15 protein-coding genes are annotated in these 18,166 nt (G+C 42.2%); 2 read left to right on the plus strand and 13 right to left on the minus strand.

All coding sequences use genetic code 11. The features are described from left to right. Positions 1-164: 164 nt before the first annotated feature. A complete protein-coding gene (locus tag AC2SLO_RS07465; protein ID WP_486541051.1) occupies positions 165-431 on the plus strand; it encodes a cory-CC-star protein in 267 nt (88 codons plus the stop codon). Positions 432-513: 82 nt separating this feature from the next. Then, positions 514-1,509: an ArsA family ATPase gene (locus AC2SLO_RS07470; protein ID WP_486541053.1), complete on the plus strand. Its 996-nt coding sequence runs from the start codon at positions 514-516 to the stop codon at positions 1,507-1,509. Positions 1,510-1,519: 10 nt separating this feature from the next. On the opposite strand, the gene AC2SLO_RS07475 is transcribed toward AC2SLO_RS07470, so the two are convergent. The 13 genes from AC2SLO_RS07475 to AC2SLO_RS07535 form a co-directional block, all read right to left on the minus strand. Beyond that, positions 1,520-3,181 carry a GTPase/DUF3482 domain-containing protein gene (locus AC2SLO_RS07475; protein ID WP_486541055.1) on the minus strand — a complete coding sequence of 554 codons (1,662 nt, stop codon included), beginning with the start codon at positions 3,179-3,181 and terminating at the stop codon, positions 1,520-1,522. A 58-nt stretch (positions 3,182-3,239) separates the two neighbouring features. Then, entirely contained in the window at positions 3,240-4,184 is a 945-nt protein-coding gene (locus AC2SLO_RS07480; RefSeq protein WP_486541057.1) for a sterol desaturase family protein, read from the minus strand. 19 nt (positions 4,185-4,203) lie between these two features. Beyond that, a complete protein-coding gene (locus tag AC2SLO_RS07485) occupies positions 4,204-5,541 on the minus strand; it encodes a DUF2868 domain-containing protein (RefSeq protein WP_486541059.1) in 1,338 nt (445 codons plus the stop codon). A 258-nt stretch (positions 5,542-5,799) separates the two neighbouring features. Continuing rightward, complete coding sequence (locus AC2SLO_RS07490; protein ID WP_486541061.1) at positions 5,800-6,390, minus strand: GNAT family N-acetyltransferase; 591 nt, start codon at positions 6,388-6,390, stop codon at positions 5,800-5,802. Positions 6,391-6,410: 20 nt separating this feature from the next. Next, the gene (locus AC2SLO_RS07495; RefSeq protein ID WP_486541063.1) at positions 6,411-8,258 is read right to left on the minus strand and encodes an ABC transporter ATP-binding protein; all 1,848 of its coding nucleotides are present in this window, start codon (positions 8,256-8,258) and stop codon (positions 6,411-6,413) included. A 359-nt stretch (positions 8,259-8,617) separates the two neighbouring features. Continuing rightward, entirely contained in the window at positions 8,618-9,118 is a 501-nt protein-coding gene (locus tag AC2SLO_RS07500) for a GNAT family N-acetyltransferase (protein WP_486541065.1), read from the minus strand. Between the two features lie 17 nt (positions 9,119-9,135). Then, a complete protein-coding gene (locus AC2SLO_RS07505) occupies positions 9,136-9,666 on the minus strand; it encodes a GNAT family N-acetyltransferase (protein ID WP_486541067.1) in 531 nt (176 codons plus the stop codon). Between the two features lie 42 nt (positions 9,667-9,708). Continuing rightward, positions 9,709-10,251 (minus strand): GNAT family N-acetyltransferase, encoded by a 543-nt coding sequence (locus tag AC2SLO_RS07510; protein WP_486541069.1) that lies wholly within the window; start codon positions 10,249-10,251, stop codon positions 9,709-9,711. Between the two features lie 28 nt (positions 10,252-10,279). Continuing rightward, on the minus strand, positions 10,280-11,503 hold the full coding sequence (gene prpF, locus AC2SLO_RS07515; RefSeq protein WP_486541071.1) for a 2-methylaconitate cis-trans isomerase PrpF: 1,224 nt from the start codon (positions 11,501-11,503) through the stop codon (positions 10,280-10,282). A 160-nt stretch (positions 11,504-11,663) separates the two neighbouring features. After that, entirely contained in the window at positions 11,664-14,318 is a 2,655-nt protein-coding gene (acnD, locus tag AC2SLO_RS07520) for a Fe/S-dependent 2-methylisocitrate dehydratase AcnD (protein ID WP_486541199.1), read from the minus strand. A 310-nt stretch (positions 14,319-14,628) separates the two neighbouring features. Beyond that, entirely contained in the window at positions 14,629-15,759 is a 1,131-nt protein-coding gene (gene prpC, locus AC2SLO_RS07525; RefSeq protein ID WP_486541073.1) for a bifunctional 2-methylcitrate synthase/citrate synthase, read from the minus strand. Between the two features lie 141 nt (positions 15,760-15,900). Then, positions 15,901-16,794 (minus strand): methylisocitrate lyase, encoded by an 894-nt coding sequence (gene prpB, locus AC2SLO_RS07530; protein ID WP_486541075.1) that lies wholly within the window; start codon positions 16,792-16,794, stop codon positions 15,901-15,903. Between the two features lie 342 nt (positions 16,795-17,136). After that, the gene (locus AC2SLO_RS07535; RefSeq protein WP_486541077.1) at positions 17,137-18,093 is read right to left on the minus strand and encodes a LysR family transcriptional regulator; all 957 of its coding nucleotides are present in this window, start codon (positions 18,091-18,093) and stop codon (positions 17,137-17,139) included. Positions 18,094-18,166 lie beyond the last annotated feature (73 nt).

The raw sequence follows: 18,166 nt of genomic DNA on the forward strand, positions 1-18,166 counted from the left end.
TTTTTGTTGCACGAAATTAGTATCCAACAATCATGAAAATTAGAATAAAAGAAGGAACCAACCGAAAGTCAGCAGCTAACGGTAAATTCTAATATAATGAAACGAAACAAGATAAATTATCACTAGAATAAATCAGAGCAAATAATTCAATCTGCGAGGATACGATGGGTATTGAACCAGGCTTATGGAAGCGATTTGTTGAGGGGTTAAATGAGTTTTATCATGCGCCATACCGTCAGACTCTAGCACGTGCGGCTCGTGATGAAGAAGATTTATTTATGTTACTGCTATTCTCAGAGAGTCTTGGTATCGATAATCCTGCCAGCTTTTATACTTTAGAGCTGCAACCTATATTTTTAGAGAAATTCCACGACTGGCATATTCGTATGGGAATGCCGCGCTGTCCACTACAGCATGGCGGCTGTTGCTAGCCATTAATGAAGAAGACATTTAACACTTAACCCTTATCTATCAAAAGCCTTTCTTATACACAATAAACATAAGTTATATCCTATGCAAACATTGTCCCACTTGGTTAATCAATTAAAGCAAACACCTATTATATTTATTGGCGGTAAAGGCGGCGTTGGCAAAACCACAACAGCGGCTGCGCTAGCCTCTCAGTTTTCCGCGCGCGGTGAAAAAACCTTGGTTATCTCAACCGATCCAGCACACAGTCTAGGTGACGTGTTTAACCAATCTTTGAGTCATTCCATTACCGCACTGACACCGAATCTTGATGCGTTAGAGTTGGATCCAGCTATTATTATCGATGAGCACTTTGCTCGGGTAGAGCGTACTATCAGCAGCTATGCCAATCCTGACATGATGCCGAAGATTAAGCAGCATCTACAGCTGTCAAAAAGTGCACCAGGCGCGCAAGAGGCGGCCATGCTTGAGGCTATTTGTCGTTATTTGGTGGATACCTTAGAAAGTGATATGTATGAGCATATCATTTTTGATACGGCACCGACAGGGCATACCTTACGGCTACTGATGCTACCTGAGATGATGGAGGCATGGACGGATGGTTTGCTGACTCAGCAGCGCCGTCAAGCCAAGTTAAAAGGCGCAGCCGATAATTTACGCCCACACAAGCCAAAATCCGCATTAACCAATCCCTTTGCTGATGCAAAGCCGGTCGACAAATGGCAACAAGCTGTCGATGTGCTCAATAAGCGCAAGGCATTATTCCAAAAAGCAGGTGCGTTATTGCAGGACCGTTCAAAAACGGCTGTGATATTGGTATTAACCGCAGATAATTTACCGATAGAGGAGACGCGCCGATCCGCTAAGCAATTAACTGAGGCGCATTTGGCACCGGCGGCATTGGTGGTTAATCAGCTAATTTCCCCGCAGCAAAGTGACGATTTCTGGAAAAATAGAGCAGCCCGCCAGCAAAGACTGCTTGCAGATATCAAGCAGTTCTTTGGAGCGTATCCATTATATGAGGTATATTTGCAGCCGTCTGATATTCGTGGTGTCGATGCGCTTGAAAGACTTATTTAGAATAAGAGCGCTACTGTTTATCTTCCTGTCTAGAGCGTTTTAATTTATCGGATAGTGACCATGCAGCATCTGCTCTGAGTTCTGCCGCGACATCACTTTTGCCACTAGATAGACCGCTCCACTGCGGTTTACCACGTGCTTTTTTGAGCTCGCTAGGTAATTTATTCGGGTCCCAAGGCGGCGTTGTTGTTTCTTGCAGCTCCGTAATGGGCGTATCTTCTGTGGCTGCATGACCACGGTGACGCAGTGAAGCCAATAAATCTAGCGAGCGCGTTGCCAATAAAGTTAGGGTTGCTGGATCAATATACAATCGCTTTACGCCGCTTAACTTATCAGCGATGCTACTGGTATTTGATAGTATGCCGCCTGCGATACCGCCAATAGCCGCGCCCAGTCCTAATGTTGTACCTAGCGCAGCGGCATCAATACCTAAGCCTAATAACGCGCCAGCAGCAGCTCCTGATGTGGTACGCAAGCCGTAGCTTTTTAATAATTCAGGGTCGAATGGATCTTGTTGATATTCATTAAGCTCAAGCGGGGTAACCACCGCTGTATTGTCATAAAACTTATATAGATTTAGCAATTTACTCTGCATCGCGCGCTCAGACTGACGCACTGCTTCTTGCATCTCAGTCAAGACCGGCAATGGGTCATCATCCTCATCAATCTCACGCACATAAGCGCCGACTTCTAACAAAAAGTGAGCAATGATAATGCTTGCCTGTTCATACAGCTGCGCCCAATCTTCACGGCGACGCTCAATCAGCTGATTTAAAATCTCAGGATGTGTCAGCATGGTGGCAAGATTCTGCCAAAGCGTCATCTCATCTTCGAATTCAAAGGCCACCGAATCAAAGCGCGTTGAAATATGCAGGTTACGACGTGCCAGCATGGTCTGCCAGTCGCTGATATTGGCATCTTGACTATCAGTAAAATTAAACACAGGCATCACGGGAATGGCCGACCAAGATAATATTGCCAGCTCGTCTTTATATTTACCCAACACAGGCTCACGCGCATCAATCACGTAAATCGCCATATCACTGGCCAGTAATTGACGAATCACCTTGGCTTCTTGGGAATAATCGTCTAAATGGCTAGTCGTACTACCGTCTTGTGCATCACTTTTTGCAATATCACTGGCTAAGAACTGCTGCAAACGCTCAATACCATCACGGCGACTAGCCGTATTATCCTCAAGCCAATCCATTAACCCCGAAGCGTCTTCTAGACCTGGAGTATCAAATAGTGCCACCAAAGATTCACCCGTTTGACTATCGCTAATCAGCGCGCGCTCGACATGGCGGGTAGTGGCCGCCTCATTTTTGACTTCACCAAAATACATATCACGCAGTAAAGTACGCAAAATAGAGGTCTTACCAGTATTGGTATGACCGACGACGGCTAGTTTTAATGGCTCGCCACCTGCCAGCGTCTTTTGCGGAATATTATGGATATAATCACTCATGCTTTTGCCAGACGTGTTTTCTGCCAACGTTTCAAGGTCAGTATGGTTTATCTCAGCGGTCTGTGAGTCTGTACGGGTTTGTACGGGCTGATTGTTTGACTGACTGTGCTGAGAAGGCGGCGTATTCGCATCAGAGTTAAATGCCTTATCGCTGAATAATCCGCCTGATGATGATTGTGGATTTTGATTATTTTGGGTAGTCATAAAAAGCTCAAATATATGAATAAATAAAAGGGACTGTTGAAAGTGAGTCTATTTTAAATTATAAGGTGCTTGGTGGGCCGATAAAGGCTTTAATCTTATTTTTCAGTCCCTTGACCGTAAAGAACTTAACCCACATACGAGCAAAAAACGAAAATATCAGACTAAACATACTATCATTACTGACTTCACCATAAGCGCCATAACGTACAGGGTTATTTACGGTATCTTCTTCGACGTAAGTGCCGAACCAGCGGTCAAATATGATGAGTACGCCACCATAATTTTTATCAATATAATCAGCATTCATGCCATGGTGAGCACGGTGATTTGAGGGCGTATCAAAAATATATTCTACCCATTTTGGCAGTTTACCCACGGTTTCGGTATGGATAAAGAACTGATAAACCAAATCTAGTGCATAAAAGAAGAACACCCAGACCGGATGCACGCCAAGCAGCATTAAAGGCGTGAAAAACAGCCACCAGCCAGTGACAGAGTACAGTAGACTCTGACGCATGGCCGTCGATAAATTCATCCTATCATCGGTATGGTGCACGATATGCGCCGACCAAAACCAGTTCGTGCGGTGCGAGGCACGGTGGAACCAGTAATAGCAAAACTCTACTGCCAAAAATACAGGTAGGGCAGTGAACCAATTAACCTCAATTGTAAACAGTCGAAATTGATATAACCACAGACAAATTGGCAGCACCACTAACGCCTGAATCACCATCTCAAAGGCAATATACGAGCCGCCTAAGTTAAAATTAGTAACTGCACGGCGCAGACTGAAGCTTTGGGTATGGTTATGACGTTTTTGATATATCCATTCTGCAATAAACACCAGCAGAAAGGGGCCGCCTAACAAAGGTAGTAGCCATTCTTGCCAGTGTTCAGGCAGGATGCGTATTAATAAAGGCTGAATGCCCTCAGGGCTAATATTAATAATACTATGATTAATCTGCTCTTTTAGGGCATCCAATTGCCCAGCGATACTATCCATGTTCATTCTCTATTTTAAATTATGTTACCAGACCGATATTACGCTCCGCCAAGGCTGTTTGCCACTGTTGTCTGCGTACACTATCGTCTGTTGATTCATCCGTATTATCTAGCAGTTGTACAATGAGACCGTGTTTGGCCTGCGTGGCAATCTTATCTAATTTGCGCATCGTTCCGCGGTCAGGTAAGGCACTAGCGTGAATGCCAAGCAATACCTGTACGTCATGCATCTGCAAATAGTTAAGCAGTTTATCCATATCATCGCGATCATCGACAATACCAAAATTCTCAATATTATTATCAGAAAACTCGCTACCGGCATGATGATACCAAGTATTGTCCGAATGTGGATATTCTAATAATGCGACCAGTTTGCGGCCATGAGCAACTTTTGCGACAAGAGCGACGGGCTGAACTTTCTCTACAAAATCATCCTCATCAATCACTTTGCGTTGCCAAAAGTTTAGTATTTTTTGATAATAAGGCTGATTGATATCGAGCTTCATTTTTTGACGATTAAACATCAGCGCACAAAATGCCCATGCAATCGCCCGTGGCACGATGCCGTACATAAGTAGGCTGCCGATAAGTAAACTGGCCCATTGTCTGGCAATAGATAGAGGCATAGCTTCTGTTGCCAATCGGCTCTGAGTAATGGCATCCGCATCGGGCACATTAAAGCCAACCATACTCGGTAGCCAACCAAGCGCATGGGTTAAACCCATTAATGCCTCATTAGACAGTAAAGTCGACTCCCAACTAAAGCTATATTGACGCACAATCAGCAAAAAGATAATCGCAAACAGCATCCCCGTTAAGGTCGCAAGCCACAGCTGATGGCTAAACTTACTTAGATACCAACGCATACCAGTATGATGCAGTTGTTGAGTATAAAGCTCAACCGCTGCTTGAGTCACATCATCTTTACCACGGATTAATGCCTTAGGACTGATAAAGCTCGTAATAATACTTGGTGACTGGCTCCCACGATTAATCAAGGTAAAAACAAGCCAGCCAAGCAGCATTACGGTGTGAAACCCAAGTAGACAGACCAACACATAAAAGAAGTTCACTACATTGGCTTGCAGCAGGGTAAACAGCCCCAGAAAGCCTGAAACACACCACAAGATACTCATTACTAAAATAATGCCTTTGATACGGCCATCAATTTTACTAAGGATATTTGCCAATGCATTATTGCTATCAATACGTTCCGCTCGGCGATGCAGCTTTTGTAGGTTTGAGCCCTCTTCACTTTGCATCTTTTCGGTAATCAGCAGCGGATCTGTCGCAAACACATGATTTCCAGTCTCAAGCTTACGTACCAGCTCCGTCAATTGGTCTTGTTTTGATAGCATGATGGTCCTACTTGTCTAATGGCACTGTACGATTGGTGGCAGCGTCTAATTAAGAGTACAGATAGTAAATGATAAATCAAAGAATGAATGTATCTATTGTACTCAAAAAACCGCTAAGTTGTGACAGCAATGTGACTTGCTACTAGTATATGACATTAAAAAACCTATCAATCCAGTGGGAGTGATAGGTTTTAGAGGCCTTAATTTCACCTATTAATTATTAATCAGCAGCTTATTTATAAACCGCTAGCAATGAGTCTATATCAGCAAATAAAGCATACCGATAATCCCAACCGCAACGATTAATAGCAGCAGATTAATCAGCACACTTTTAGCACTAATATTACTCACCGCAGGTAAGGCAACCTTACGTTTCGGCTCTTGCAATACCATATCAATATGCTCGAGACCGTCTTCATAATAAGGCTCGCCCACCGCTTTAAACCCAAGCGATTGATAAAAATCAATCAAGTAGGTTTGAGCAGCGATATCAATGGGTTCCTTGCCATATTTGCTACGGCAATGCTTAATTGCACGTGTCATTATCTGACGTGCCAGCCCACTACCGCGATGCTCAGGCAATACTAGCACACGCCCAATACGGGTATTGGGATGCGGTGCGCTAATAGTGGCGGATTCAGCAACACCAGGCGGTATAATCCGGCAGTAGCCAATTAACATTTTGTTTTTATGCGCCACCAAATGCAGCGAATCTAAGTCCAAATCATCAATATCTTGATAGGCGCAGTGCTGTTCGACCACAAAGATCTGAGCACGTGCCTGCAAGATATAATACACATCAATGGTGCTTAGCTCATCGAACTTTTTTATAGAAAAACTAACACTCATAGTACGGGTCTTATCGATGATTAGCCATTTAATGTCTGGCTAATTTTATCTAAGTTTAAGCTGTCTGACATGGCGTTAAAGATATCATAATAAGCGCCGTGCTTCGCATACAGCTCTTCATGGGTACCAGTCTCAACCACACGGCCATCATCAATAACGATTAGGTCATCGGCATCAATAATTTGCGAGATATTATGCGAGACAATAATAACGGTACGGTCTTTTTTGATTAAGTCTAAACTTTTCTTAATCTGCTGCGTGGCAATCGCATCAAGGCTTGCAGTAGGCTCATCCAAGAATACAATCGGTGGGTCTTTTAGGAACATACGTGCCAGTGCAATACGCTGCTGCTGACCGCCTGAAAGCATCTTCGCCTCGCTATTATAACCCTCTGGCATACCGACGATTTGATCATGAATAGAGGCCTGCTTGGCCGCCTCAATAATCTCTTCATCAGTGGCATCCATATTACCATAGCGAATATTGTCAGCGATGGTACCAGAAAAAATATGGTTTTTCTGTAGTACCAGACCAATTTGTTCACGCAGATTATGGGTACTGTAATCGTTTAAATTACGACCATCTAGGCAGATTGTACCACTACTTGGGTCATAGAATTTAACCAGTAGATTAATAATGGTGCTTTTACCTGCGCCGCTTAGGCCAACTAAAGCAGTAATGCGATTCGGGTGAATCTCAAAGCTCACATCATGTAGCGCTTTTTTGCCATTAGGGTAAGAGAAGTTGACATCTTTAAGCTCAATATGGCCTTTAAGATCAGTACACTCAATCTCACCTTCGCTCTCAATGGCATCATCGTCATCTAGAATATCGAAGAAACCTTCTGCATAGGTTAGGGCATTATTAATCTGGTCATAAATACGGTGAAGCTCACGAATAGGGGCAGCGACGTTTTGGAATAACAGCACATGGAACATAATCGCACCAATGGTCATCTGACCATTTAGCACAAAGTAGGCAGTCAAGACGATAATGACCACCACGCCAATCTGTTCAATAAAGCTCTTGCCAGCATTATACATAAACGCAATACTGCGAATACGAAGCTGATTGGTTGTCATATCTTTTTGGATTTCCCAGTGCTTATTAGACTCGATTGGCTCACGCACAAAAGATTTAATAACCGTGATAGAGTCAATAATTGAGATAACTAGCCCACTTTTGGTCTCACGGTATTGGCGCATCTGCTTACGAAAACCTTGTAAGCGATTGGCCTGTTTTTGACTGACAAAGAAGTAAATCGGCACAATAATCAGGCCGACCATGCCCACCCAGAAGTTGGCATTAAACATAATAATCAAGGATACGATGGCACTGGCAAACAGCGGCAGCATATCGATAAAGAAGTTCTGTACCAACTGCGTCAAGCTGCCCACACCCAAGTCGATACGGGTCTGCAGCTTACCACTGGCATTTTCATCACTGGTATAAAACGCCATTTTGTAGGTCAAAATTCGTTCAACCACTTTTTGTGATAAATCACGTGACAGGTTGATTCGAATACGTTCACCAAAATAGCGCTGACCAAAGGTGATGAATACATTAAGGATCTCTTTAACCAATAGTACCGAACTAATTAGTGTTAATAGCTTGAGGCCTTCGACCCAAGGGTCAGGCAAGTCCGTGATACCGGTTAAAGAGTCAATCGTATATTGCAGTACGAAAGCATTAACCTGAGCCGTAAATGAGCCTAGTACCGTTAATATCAAGGTTAATATAAACAGCGTGCGATAGGGACGGGCGAACACCGCCAATCGCTTTAGGATATACCAAAGCAGGCGACCACGGTCTTTGGGTTTGGAGGGTGGCTTTAGGTCAAGCGGAACACGTTTGGGAGGTGAGGCCATAACATTTCTTTTATTGATAATAGGTACAAGGTCACGGTGTGGTTGACCTTATTCTAACCAGTTCGCCATTACCGCTATAGCATAAAAATGTATAAAGTAAGTGTTGTGGGTGAGGCGTGTAAGTAGGAAGCGGTAAATATAACAAGCAAAGGCTTTAAAAAACTAGCCTCGACACCGAGCATTTATAACCATCGAAATATGCGGGTCAATACCCTGTTTGTCTTTAAAAGCTCAGCTCAGTGCTCGTCCCTCTCACAAAAGCAAACTTCTTACTTATAGGACAAGAGATAGCCCAATGTCTATTTTGCGAGTATTCAACAGATCCTGTAATTTAAAATATTTGGATTGTCATATTATAACTACACAAACAACACCATATGTTCCTCATCGTAATACGTGTCTTGATATTTTAGCGCATGTTTCTCATACCCAAATACTTTAAAACCCAGCGAACTATACAGATTTTTAGCAGGGGCATTGGTCGTGACAACCGTTAAATAAATCTGTTCTATACCATCAATTGAGCGTGCTTTTTCAATAGCAGTATTTAGCAACGCTTTGCCAATGCCAGACCCTCGTTTGTTAGGTTTAACGTACATTGCAACGATGTTCGCACGGTGGCTTAATTTCAACAAACTCTCTTTTACTAATGTGACCATACCCATAAGCTCATCATCTTCTAAAGCCCCAAAATTAAAAACGTAAGTTGGCGTCGCAAAGCTTTCTTCATATCTTTGGGCTGTTTGGGAACTTTCTTCCTCGAAACTTGAACCAAAACTGTCTGGATGGTTTTGTAGAGCTTCCAGCCTCAAAGCATAATACGCTTCGGAATCTTTTGATACTAATTGTCTTATTAGCATATTGTCTAACCTTGTTTCTATGGTTTTTTTAACCCATAACCTGCTTTATCATATAGCTTGTCAGCCACGATACTGTCTTGAGTGATAATCGCCTCTTGCGTAAAGCCCAAACGCTCTGCCACTGCTCGGCTGTCTTTATTCTCAGTAATCGCCCAAATCTCAATCTTAGTTAGTCCCATCTCATTAAAGCCAATATCAATCAACGCCTGTACGCTTTTGGTGATAATGCCACGACCTCTAAAGTTAGGGTCAAGCCAATAGCCGATTTTGGCCTTTTTAAGAGACGGGTCTATCTGATGAAAATCAATATTACCTACTAGCTTGCCTTGATAAAAAATAGAGCAGGGGAGCGTACTACCCTCTGCATAACTGTGCAACGACTTGTTTACGTATCCTAAGAAAAAGTCTTCGGTCAGCTCTGCGGATGCCCACGGCAAAAATGTTGCAAAGTCTGCTTGATTGGGTGCAATGATACGTAAATAGTCTTTAGCAAAGCTGGATTGCACTAAGGCAAGAGATAACTCATCATCTATTTTTCTAGTAAACATGACTCAAATCCTTTGACTTGTCTGAAAGTGTTCGCTAACTATTTAAACCAGTAAAACCTGTTTATGTAACCCATAAACTGCTTTATCAAGCAGTGCACCATTGACGTTTTCATCTTGGGTAATAACGCCCTCTAAAGTAAAGCCTAAACGCTCGGCAACAGCACGGCTGGCATGATTATTAACAGCAGCTTTAATCTCAATTTTGGTTAACCCATAATCATTAAACGCAATATCCATCATCGCTTGGGTAGCTTTGGTAACAATGCCACGACCTCGGTAATGCTGGCTTAACCAATAGCCTAAATTAGTTTTTTGCAAACTGGTGTCGATTGAGTTGATACCGATAATGCCAACTGCCTCATTGTCATAAAGCATAGCGCAGGTCACCGCCTCACCTTTGGCATAAGCATACAGCATATTGGTCGCAAATTCCGCAAGAAAAGAGGCGTCTTTTACCTGTGCTACCCAAGGTAGAAAGGTAGACAATTCAATACGCTGCTCGTCGACGATTGCATATAAGGGCTCGGCAAAGCTGGGGTGAATCAGAGCCAGCGTGAGGTTGTTATCTATTTTTTTAATGAACATGTTCTTTTCTTTTCTGAGAGTTTAGGGTTTAGAAGCTATCGGCAGGTACAAACACTTCACCCACCATAATTCGGCGAGCAGAGCGGCTCATAGATACCTTTTTAGCTTGCCAGCGACCATTCACTTGTTCTGTTTTACCGCCCACGAGTAGTGTGCCTGATGGATGACCAAAACGAACTTCTGACAAATTACCACCGCCAGCTGCTTTATTTACTAACGTGCCTTGCGTGGTTGCTGCCGCAGCAATGGCTACCGCTGCTGTACCCATCATGGCGTGGTGTAATTGCCCCATACTCATGGCGCGTACCACCAAATCAATGTCCTGTTTATCAACGGCTTTACCACTTGAGGCCGTATAGCTTTGTGCTGGAGCAACCCAAGCGATTTTTGGAATATGTTGGCTCTTTTCAGCCTCGCTGACATCCTTAAATATACCCATCGCCACACCACCTTTAGCTCGGATTTTCTCAAGTCTAGTTTGTAGCTCTGAATTACTATTAACATCAGGTTGCAGTTCTGTGCCTGTAAAGCCTAAATCCTCAGCATTCATAAAGATGGTAGGAATGCCGGCATTGATAAACGTCGCTTGAACACCCGCTTTATCTAGACCACAACCTGATAAATCAAAGTCATCCACCAAGTTACCCGTAGGGAACATTGCGCTTGATGCATCAACCGGATCAATAAATTCAATTTTAACTTCAGCGGCAGGGAAGGTGACGCCATCTAATTCAAAATCACCCGTTTCTTGAACTTGTACATCGCCTTGTTTGTCTTGATAGACAGGCACATGGGCGATAATGGTTTTATTGATATTTTGCTGCCAAATATTAACCTCACAAATACCAGTATCGATACTAGCGGCTACTTTATCTGCATCTACCAAGCCCATATTAATCGCACACGCCCCAACAGCGGCCGTTAAGTTACCGCAGTTACCGGCCCAATCAATCATAGGTTTGCTAATATTGACCTGTCCAAATAGGTAGTTAACATCGTGACCGTCTTTATCAGACTTTGATAGGATAACGGTCTTAGATGTACTTGATGAACCATTGCCTAAGCCGTCGATTTGCTTACCATAAGGGTCTGGGCTACCGATAACTCTTAATAAGAAATTATCTCGAGCTTTGCCATGTTGCTGACAGCGTTCAGGTAAATCATTTAGATTGAAAAACACCCCTTTTGAGGTGCCACCACGCATATAGGTGGCGGGGACAGGTATTTGGGGGGTGAATACATGTTGTGTCATAATAGTTTTCCTAAATAGAGTTTATAGCTTTAGATATAAATTTTAGTTTTAGGGTAGTTGTTTGTTTTCAAAAATTTTTAATAAAAAAACGCACAAGCACAATGAGTAGTGACTTGTGCGCTTAGTCAAATGCGACTTATAAGCTCATTATGAATTCAAATTAAGCCACACTACCTTCCAAAAACTCTTTAGCAAAGCGCTGTAGCATACCACCGGAATTGTACATTTTAAGTTCATCTGCCGTATCTAAGCGGCAAATTACTGGCGTTTTATCAACTGTACCGTCAGTACGATGAATAACAAGGGTCATCTCACCACCAGCTGATACTTCGCCCTCAATATCAAATACTTCAGAACCATCAATATTTAACGTCTTACGGGTAGTACCCTCTTTAAATTGAACGGGAAGGGCGCCCATTCCTACTAAGTTTTGACGATGGATACGTTCAAAATCTTCAGCGACCACGCATTCTACCCCTGCTAAACGAACGCCTTTAGCAGCCCAGTCTCGGCTTGAACCTTGACCATAGCCATCACCAGCAATTATGATAAGGGGCTGTTTACGAGTCATATAGGTTTCAATGGCTTCCCACATACGCATCACCTCACCTTCAGGCTCTACTCGAGCAAGTGAACCTTGAATCACCTCGCCCTTGTCATCCCGTACCATCTCGTTTAATAGTTTAGGATTAGCAAATGTAGCACGTTGAGCGGTTAAATGATCACCACGGTGCGTAGCGTAAGAATTATAATCCTCAGCAGGTAGTCCCATTTTATCTAAATATTCGCCAGCGGCGCTATCAGGCATAATAGCATTAGAAGGCGACATATGGTCGGTAGTAATGTTATCACCCAATACCGCTAGCGGACGCATGCCTTTAAGCTTATTGGCTTCAGCCATTGTGCCTTCCCAGTAGGGTGGGCGACGGATATACGTACTCATCTCACGCCAGTTGTACTGTGGATTGGTAATAGCATCATGACGTTCTGCATCGACAATACCTTCGTCAAACATGGGGATATAAACTTTGTTATATTGCTCAGGCTTCACCGCAGAGGCAACAATCGCATCAACTTCGGCATCATCAAACCAAATGTCTTTTAGATAGACATCATTGCCCTCTTTATCTTTACCTAATGAGTCTTTTTCGATATCAAAACGAATGGTACCCGCTATTGCATAAGCCACTACCAATGGTGGAGAAGCAAGGAAGGCTTGTTTTGCATAGGGATGAATGCGACCGTCAAAGTTACGGTTACCCGATAATACGGCTGTAGAGAATAGATCACGGTCAATGATTTCTTGCTGGATTTCTGGTTCTAAGGCGCCACTCATACCATTACAAGTCGTACAGGCAAAAGCAACCACATCAAAGCCAAGTTGCTGTAGATCGGGCAGTAAATTAGCCTCTTCTAAGTACAGTTTTACCGCTTTTGATCCGGGTGCTAATGAAGACTTCACCCAAGGCTTACGAACCAAACCTTTCTCTAACGCATTACGGGCAACGATACCCGCTGCAATCATATTGCGTGGATTTGAGGTATTGGTACAACTGGTAATGGCAGCAATAATTACGGCACCATCAGGCATCAATCCATCTTCTGGCTCAACAAGCGGTTGGTCAGCAGCGTGAGCAATACCGACTTCCGCTAAATCAGTGGTAGAAACACGGGCATGCGGACGTGAAGGCCCTGCGATATTACGCACCACTTTTGATAAATCAAAATTTAATACACGGTCATATTCAGCATCTTTCATGCCGTCTGCCCATAACCCAGTTTGCTTAGCATATGCTTCAACAACACTAATTTGTTGTTCAGTACGACCCGTTAGACGTAAATAATCAATGGTTTGCTCATCAATTGAGAACATGACGGCAGTTGCACCATATTCAGGTGTCATATTCGATATTGACGCTCTATCGCCTACTGACAGACTTCTTGCGCCGTCTCCAAAGCATTCAACATACGCGGATACAACCCCTTCGTTACGTAGGAACTCGGTCATGGCTAGTACTAAATCAGTACCCGTTATACCCGGCTGTAATTTACCTGTTAAATTTAGACCAACGATATTAGGCAAACGCATGTAAGAAGGGTTACCTAACATAACGCTTTCAGCTTCTAATCCACCCACGCCAATTGAGATAACGCCAAGAGCATCAACCATTGGAGTATGACTGTCCGTACCGACTAAAGTGTCTGGATAAGCAACGGGTTTACCATCCGCTTTATCCGCAATTACTTGGATCACAGGAGACATTTTTTCTAAATTAATTTGGTGCATAATACCGTTGCCGGGAGGCACAACGTTGACATTATCAAAGGCATATTCACACCAATTGATAAAATGGAAACGATCTTCGTTACGACGTTCTTCAATCGCACGGTTTTTCTCAAAAGCATTCTCTTCATAGCCTGCATGTTCAACCGCTAATGAATGGTCAACAATAAGCTGAGTAGGAACGATTGGGTTTACTTTTGATGGGTCACCTCCTTCTTCAGCGATAGCATCTCGCAAACCTGCAAGATCCACAAATGCCGTTTGTCCTAAGATATCATGGCAAACAACACGCGCTGGATACCAAGGAAAATCTAGATCTTGCTTACGATAAATATGTTGCGAAAGGGCTTCGGTTAAATCTTCTGGCGGGCAACGACGTACTAAATTTTCACATAATACCTTTGAGCTAAAAGGTAGCTTGGCATAGGCACCAGGTTCAATATCATTAACCGCTTGTTCAACGTCAAAATAATATAACCCACTGTCTTCACCATTAGGCAGAGGTAATGGTTTTTTGAAGTCGGAATTCATTGGTTGTGGGTGTTTGTGAGTGAGAACGGGCTGATTGGGATTTGGCATAGTTGGCTGTCCTTAGAATAATATGAAACTCATTGCAAATTTAATATGATTTATAAGATATTTATAAAAACTATTTAATATATATCGATAAGCTCGTTAAGCTATAACGTCATTGTCATTTAGTTCTGTTTGTAGGGTTTATATCGGTTGATTTATAGACTAGGTATTAGATGATGAAATAGTGCGTATTAAAAATTAAAAAGGCCGCATCCTCATAATATTTTATAATAAAGATGAAGCCTTTTTACCAATTTAGAGAGTATTAACCACGCTCAGCGATAGGGGGCACTTCTCTTGGTTCTTCACCAATATATTCGGCACTTGGGCGAATAATGCGGTTGTTAGAACGTTGCTCAAACACATGAGCTGCCCAGCCAGTTAAGCGTGAACAAACGAATATTGGCGTGAACAATTTCGTTGGTATGCCCATAAAGTTATAAGTTGACGCATGGAAGAAATCAGCGTTACAGAATAGTTTCTTCTCACGCCACATTACTTCTTCACATCTTACTGATACAGGGTATAACACGTCATCACCCACATCTGCGGCTAATTTTTCAGCCCATTGCTTAATAATGACATTACGAGGATCAGAATCACTATAAATAGCATGACCAAAGCCCATAATCTTTTCTTTACGCTCTAGCATGCCCATCAAGCCTGATTCAGCAGCTTCAGGAGACTCAAAGCCTTCAATCAACTCCATAGCGGCTTCGTTAGCACCACCGTGTAAAGGTCCACGTAGCGTACCGATTGCCCCAGTAATACAAGAGAAAAGATCCGATAGAGTAGAGGCACAAACACGGGCAGTAAACGTAGAAGCGTTGAATTCATGCTCAGCATATAGAATTAAAGACACATTCATTACGCGCTCATGCAATTCGCTTGGCTTCTCACCTTTAAGCAATTGTAAGAAATGACCACCAAGCGTTTCAGCATCAGTCATACAATCGATTTTTTCACCATTATGGCTGAAACGATACCAATAATTGATAATTGCTGGGAAAGCGGACAACATACGATTGGTTTTATCAAGCTGTTGATCAAAGCTTTCTTCAGGCTCTAAATTACCTAGCATTGAACAACCCGTTCTTAACACATCCATCGGGTGTGCAGATTGAGGTATACGCTCTAATACATCCTTTAAAGCTTGCGGTAAGTCACGTAACTTTTTGAGCTCTGCTTTATAGTCATCAAGTTGTGTCTGAGTAGGAAGCTCACCATATAATAATAGATAAGCCACTTCTTCAAAGATGCAATTTTCTGCTAAATCTTTGACATCATATCCACGATAAGTTAATCCTGATCCGGATTTACCAACCGTAGATAGTGAGGTTTGTCCAGCAATTTGTCCACGTAAACCTGCGCCTGATAGTTGCTTGCCTGCTGCCATGATACTTTCCTTTAAATTTAGGTTGCGTTAGTGTAGATATTATAGTGATAAATGGTACTAAAACTATTAGCTATATAAAAATATGTTATATAAGACTTTTGATTGATATCAAATATCTTTTTAGACTAGTTTTGATAAACATTACTTCTTCTGAGCAAATAGCTCGTCAAGCTTCCGCTCAAATTCATGATAGTTTAAGAAATCATATAATTCCATACGGGTTTGCATAGTGTCGACGACATTTTCCTGAGTACCGTCATCAAGTAGATGTTGATAAACATTGAGCGCCGCTTTATTCATCGCACGGAAAGCTGATAGTGGGTAGAGCACCATTTCAACACCGACATTAAATAACTGTTCAGTCGTATACAGATCCGTTTGTCCAAACTCTGTCATGTTAGCCAATACTGGAATATTTAACACGTCGGTAAACTTGCGATACATCTCAATATCAGTTAACGCTTCTGCGAAAATCATATCTGCGCCAGCTTCTTCAAAAGCAACGGCACGTTCAACAGCTGCCTCTAATCCTTCAACAGATAACGCATCTGTTCGCGCCATAACCACAAAGTCAGGATCTACTTTGGCATCAAGAGCCGCTTTTAGACGATCCACCATTTCACTGGTAGACACGATTTCTTTATTAGGACGATGACCACAGCGTTTTTGTGCCACTTGGTCTTCGATATGAACAGCTGCCACGCCTGCTTTTTCCATCTTTTTGATGGTTTGGGAGATATTAAAAGCACCGCCCCAACCAGTGTCGATGTCGACTAATAGCGGCGTTTGTACCGCATTGGTAATACGGCTGGCATCTTCTAATACATTGTCTAAGCTGGTCATACCTAAATCAGGCAGTCCATAAGAGGCATTCGCTACACCAGCACCCGATAAATATATTGCCTTGTGACCAACTTGAGTCGCCATCATTGCTGTATAAGCATTGATAGTGCCGACGATTTGTAGCGGTTGATTATTAGTCGTTTGTTCAGAGATGGCATTACGAAAGCGCTTGCCAGCAGATTCAGTACTCATGGGCATTCCTTTTATTGTATGTGAGTTAGAATAACTCTTTTTCAAATTAATGATAGCTACTAGAAAATTAATTAATAGGATATATATCCATAAATTTAAAATAGAAGTAGAATATTGGTAGAGTACCTGCAAAATGAATTAGATAAAAGAGGTTAGACTATTGAGCTAGCTAAATAATAATAAGTTAATATTTATTATTATTTAATATAAATTAAAATTATTTATTTTTTAAATACTTAAATTCGTATTTGAGTGATTCCGAAGCATTATTATTCAGAACATGAAATTAAAACCTTAAACTTAATTAAATTTAATTTATATTTAGTTACAATTAAAATCTGACTACTTTATCCGCCGATAGGTAATACCGCGTTCTTCATATATATCATATACAACGTCTAAAAGTATTGAAAATGCGGGATGTGTGGGCGCTTGTAGCGCACAAAGATATATAGGAGAGGTTGCATCTTCATGGATTAATGAGCGGTAGTTAATTTGATCTGAACGTACCGATTTAAGACTATCAGGCACCAAGGTTATCCCTTCACCTGCTGCTACAAGACCTAATGCAACCTGTATATCACTAACTGAAGTAGTATGGTGGGGTAAAGCTGACTGTTTTGAAAATAGATGCAGTAAAGGCTCACTAATCAATAAAGGCGCATCGTTATTATCAGAAACTGTAATGGATACATTGGATACAGGCAGATGCGTCTGGTGATATAAGATTATACGGCTATCTTGTAATTGCTTGAGGTGAATATCACTCTGGTTTGCTAATTCATGTGTCTTAGGTAAAGCGGCTACATAACGCTCATGACGCAATAATATCTGGTTTAAATTAGCATCATCATGTGCAAAACGCCCGAAACCGACATCAATTTCACCCGCTTTTAATGCGTCAACTTGTCTGAATGAGCTGATATCTTTTAGATGAATATCTAAACTAGGTAAACGCAGCTTTAACCTTGAAATCACGGTAGGGAGTAGGCCGTATAACACTGAAGGGACAAAGCCTATGTTTAGGTTGTCAGGTGGATAAGCCAGTTTTTGAGTAAGAGTTACGCTACTGTCAAGCTCCCTTAATATAGAATCAACCTTTTCATAAAAGAATGCTCCAGCAGGGGTCAGCTCCAGAGGGCGATGATAGCGATCGATAAGCTCTACTCCAATATTCTCCTCAAGCTGCTTAATTAGCCGGCTTAATGTCGGCTGTGAAAGCCCCGTAACATCAATTGCTTCACTAAAGCTTCCTAGTTGCGCCACAGTATGAAATGCTTTTAATCTTTTTAATTGCATTAACTTCTCTTAAAGGTGCCGATAATTATCAAGAACCCGCTTTATTGACCTAAAATAGCTATAGCTGCTGTTT

The sequence above is a fragment of the Psychrobacter sp. CX14 genome, from assembly GCF_057396205.2.